Source organism: Chitinophaga sp. (assembly GCF_035564935.1).
Lineage (GTDB): Bacteria > Bacteroidota > Bacteroidia > Chitinophagales > Chitinophagaceae > Chitinophaga.
On sequence record NZ_DATMTE010000730.1, the window covers coordinates 1 to 3,392 of the forward strand.

The 3,392-nt window shown below is 45.3% G+C and carries 4 protein-coding genes; all 4 read left to right on the plus strand.

Annotation, left to right across the window (positions count from 1 at the left end; all coding sequences use genetic code 11):
- The first annotated feature begins 243 nt into the window (after positions 1 to 243).
- Positions 244 to 525, plus strand: coding sequence for a co-chaperone GroES (locus VN105_RS18885; RefSeq protein WP_079473337.1), 282 nt, complete (start codon positions 244 to 246; stop codon positions 523 to 525).
- Positions 526 to 575: 50 nt separating this feature from the next.
- On the plus strand, positions 576 to 2,213 hold the full coding sequence (gene groL, locus VN105_RS18890; RefSeq protein ID WP_325643085.1) for a chaperonin GroEL: 1,638 nt from the start codon (positions 576 to 578) through the stop codon (positions 2,211 to 2,213).
- A 128-nt stretch (positions 2,214 to 2,341) separates the two neighbouring features.
- A complete protein-coding gene (locus VN105_RS18895) occupies positions 2,342 to 2,821 on the plus strand; it encodes an FKBP-type peptidyl-prolyl cis-trans isomerase (RefSeq protein ID WP_325643086.1) in 480 nt (159 codons plus the stop codon).
- A gap of 64 nt (positions 2,822 to 2,885) precedes the next feature.
- Positions 2,886 to 3,362, plus strand: a complete 477-nt coding sequence (locus VN105_RS18900) for an FKBP-type peptidyl-prolyl cis-trans isomerase (protein WP_325643087.1) — start codon at positions 2,886 to 2,888, stop codon at positions 3,360 to 3,362.
- Positions 3,363 to 3,392 lie beyond the last annotated feature (30 nt).

Below are 3,392 nucleotides of genomic sequence, written 5' to 3' on the forward strand. Positions count from 1 at the left end.
ATCATTTTAAATCCAAAGTAATCAAAGCAGGGTAATCAGGGTAATCAGGGTAATCAGTCTAATCCTGAGTCAGACAAAACCCGCATCCTGTCATTTTTTCGGGTGGCTTGTCATGATTTGTCAGTGTGAAAGCAAGTCGATACCTTCGTGACCTGTAAATTTGACCCGAAAAGGCCATTGGCATAATTCTCGTGGACGGGAAGGAACAAAATTCACAAACATCTTTTTTAAATAAAAACTACTATGGCTAAACAATTAAGTATTAAACCTTTAGCTGACAGGGTAATCGTGAAACCTGCAGCAGCAGAAGAGAAAACAGCTGGCGGTATCATCATCCCCGATACTGCAAAAGAAAAACCTGTGAGAGGCACCGTGGTGGCTGCCGGACCCGGTAAAAAAGATGAACCGATCACTGTGAAGGTGGGTGATACCGTACTCTATGGTAAATACTCTGGTCAGGAACTCCCTATCGAAGGCGAAGATTACTTAATCATGCGTGAATCTGATATCCTGGCAATCGTTTAAGCGCTGTCCGCGATATGAATTAATTCCTAAAAGAAAAATCTTAAAGTATTATGGCAAAACAAATCTTCTTTAATATAGACGCCCGCAACAAAATGAAGAAAGGCGTTGATACCCTGGCTGATGCCGTTAAAGTAACCCTGGGCCCTAAAGGCCGTAACGTAGTGATCGAGAAAAAATTCGGCGCTCCGGGCGTAACTAAAGATGGTGTTACCGTTGCAAAAGAAATTGAACTCGAAGACGCTATTGAAAATATGGGCGCACAGATGGTAAAAGAAGTAGCTTCCAAAACTGCTGACCTGGCAGGTGATGGTACTACCACTGCTACCGTTCTGGCACAGGCGATCATCGGCGACGGCTTGAAAAACGTAGCTGCCGGTGCAAACCCGATGGACCTGAAACGCGGTATCGACAAAGCGGTAAAAGCAGTTGTTGAAAACCTGAAGAAACAGTCTGAAAAAGTAGGTAACGATACCCAGAAGATCGAACAGGTGGCTTCTATTTCCGCCAACAACGACGCTGAAATCGGCAAACTGATTGCGGAAGCAATGCAGAGAGTCACCAAAGATGGTGTTATCACCGTTGAAGAAGCAAAAGGTACCGATACTACTGTAGAAGTAGTGGAAGGTATGCAGTTCGACCGTGGTTACCTGTCTCCTTACTTCATTACCAACAGCGAAAAAATGCAGGCTGAACTTTCTAATCCTTATATCCTGATCTACGATAAAAAGATCAGCACGATGAAGGATATCCTGCACATCCTGGAAAAAGTAGCCCAGCAGGGCGCTCCGCTGGTAATCATCTCCGAAGATCTGGAAGGTGAAGCACTGGCTACCCTGGTGGTAAACAAACTGCGTGGTACCCTGAAAGTGGCCGCTGTAAAAGCTCCTGGCTTCGGCGACAGAAGAAAGGATATGCTGCAGGACATCGCTACCCTCACCGGTGGTATCGTTATCAGCGAAGAACAAGGCTACAAACTGGAAAATGCCGACCTGACTTACCTCGGTAAAGCAGAATCCATCACTATCGATAAAGACAACTCTACCATCGTAGGTGGTAAAGGTGAAAAAGACGCTATCCAGTCCCGCATCGGACAGATCAAAGCGCAGATCGAAGTAACTACTTCTGATTACGACCGCGAAAAATTACAGGAACGCCTCGCTAAATTAAGCGGTGGTGTGGCTGTACTGTACGTTGGCGCCGCTACTGAGGTAGAAATGAAAGAAAAGAAAGACCGTGTAGATGATGCTTTACATGCTACCCGCGCTGCCGTTGAAGAAGGCATCGTACCTGGTGGCGGTGTGGCTTACATCCGCGCTATCGAAGCTCTGGGCACACTGAAAGGTGATAACAACGACGAACAGACCGGTATCTCCATCGTTAAACGCGCTATCGAAGAACCATTACGTCAGATCACTGCCAACGCAGGTATCGAAGGTTCTATCGTAGTACAGAAAGTGAAAGAAGGTAAAGCTGATTACGGTTTCAACGCACGTACAGAAGTTTATGAAAACTTACTGGCTGCCGGTGTTATCGATCCAACTAAAGTTACCCGTATTGCACTGGAAAATGCTGCGTCTATCGCTTCTATGCTGCTGACTACCGAATGTGTAATCGCAGACAAACCAGAACCTAAAGCTGCTGCACCTGCTATGGGCGGTGGTGGCCACGGTATGGGCATGGACTACTAATAGCAACTGGTAAAAACATAAAAACTCCTGCGGACCCGGTTCGCAGGAGTTTTTTTATGCAGATCACCTTTCCGTTGTAACTTTATCACCAGATCTCCGTTTAATAACGAGATAGTAAACAGAAGCGGATGAATACAGTTGTAAGAATAATTTGCGTAAGCCTGCTCTTTTTATTAGGAGCCTGCTCAAAAAACAGCTCGGATGAAGTGCTGCAGGCGGACGTTGTAGCTGAAAATGCCATTCAGCGATATTTGCTGGATCACAACCAAACAGCCACCAGGGACGTTTCCGGGCTTTATTATATTGTGCTGAAGCCGGGCGACAGCACCCATTTCGTAAAAGCAACCTCCATTCCCTCCGTTATATATACCAATTATTTAATTACAGGCGAAGTGGTAGGCGTCTCCTTAGGAGATACCGATTTCGATCAAAGAATGATGAAAAATCATATCCTGGGCTGGCAGATAGGACTGCAGAAAATATCACAGGGCGGAAAGATCAGGTTATATATCCCTTCAAACCTGGCCTACGGTTCCGTAGGTGTTCCCGGTATTATTCCCCCTAATGCCATCCTCATTTCTGACCTGGAACTGGTAAGTATCCGGTAGATGCATTATCTTATGCCATTTGTATTATCACCTTTTAATTATCATAAACTGAAACCGTAATTGTATGAAGAAAATTTTCCTGTTGGGGGGATTATTCCTGTTAGTGCTTGCTGCCTGCTCGAAGAAAGATGATGCACCTGCCTATGACGCCATCGCACAGTATGATGCTGATTCCGCAAAGATTGTAGCATATATTGCTGCCAATAATATTACCAATGTACAACATGATCCCCGCGGTATTTTTTACCAGATCGTTACCAAAGGAACAGGCGATTCTGTTAATGCTGCCGCTAATGTATGGGTATCCTACAAAGGCCAGCTGCTGGATAAAACGGTTTTTGACAGCAGCGACAGCGCCAGGTTTGACCTCGATAAAGTGATCACCGGATGGACCATCGGTATTCCTAAAATCCGCAAGGGTGGCGAAATTAACCTGATCCTGCCTTCTATCTATGCTTACGGACCAGGCGCTTCTTCTAAAATTCCTGCCAACTCCGTACTGCTGTTCAATGTAAAGCTGAAAGACTACGTTAATAAATAATTAACGCAAACATAAATAAAGCGGTACCGG

Bases quoted from the DNA above. Each gene is read 5' to 3' on its own strand.
- groL (WP_325643085.1), top strand. From the start codon at position 576: ATGGCAAAACAAATCTTCTTTAATATAGACGCCCGCAACAAAATGAAG.
- VN105_RS18900 (WP_325643087.1), top strand. From the start codon at position 2,886: ATGAAGAAAATTTTCCTGTTGGGGGGATTATTCCTGTTAGTGCTTGCT.
- VN105_RS18895 (WP_325643086.1), top strand. From the start codon at position 2,342: ATGAATACAGTTGTAAGAATAATTTGCGTAAGCCTGCTCTTTTTATTA.
- VN105_RS18885 (WP_079473337.1), top strand. From the start codon at position 244: ATGGCTAAACAATTAAGTATTAAACCTTTAGCTGACAGGGTAATCGTG.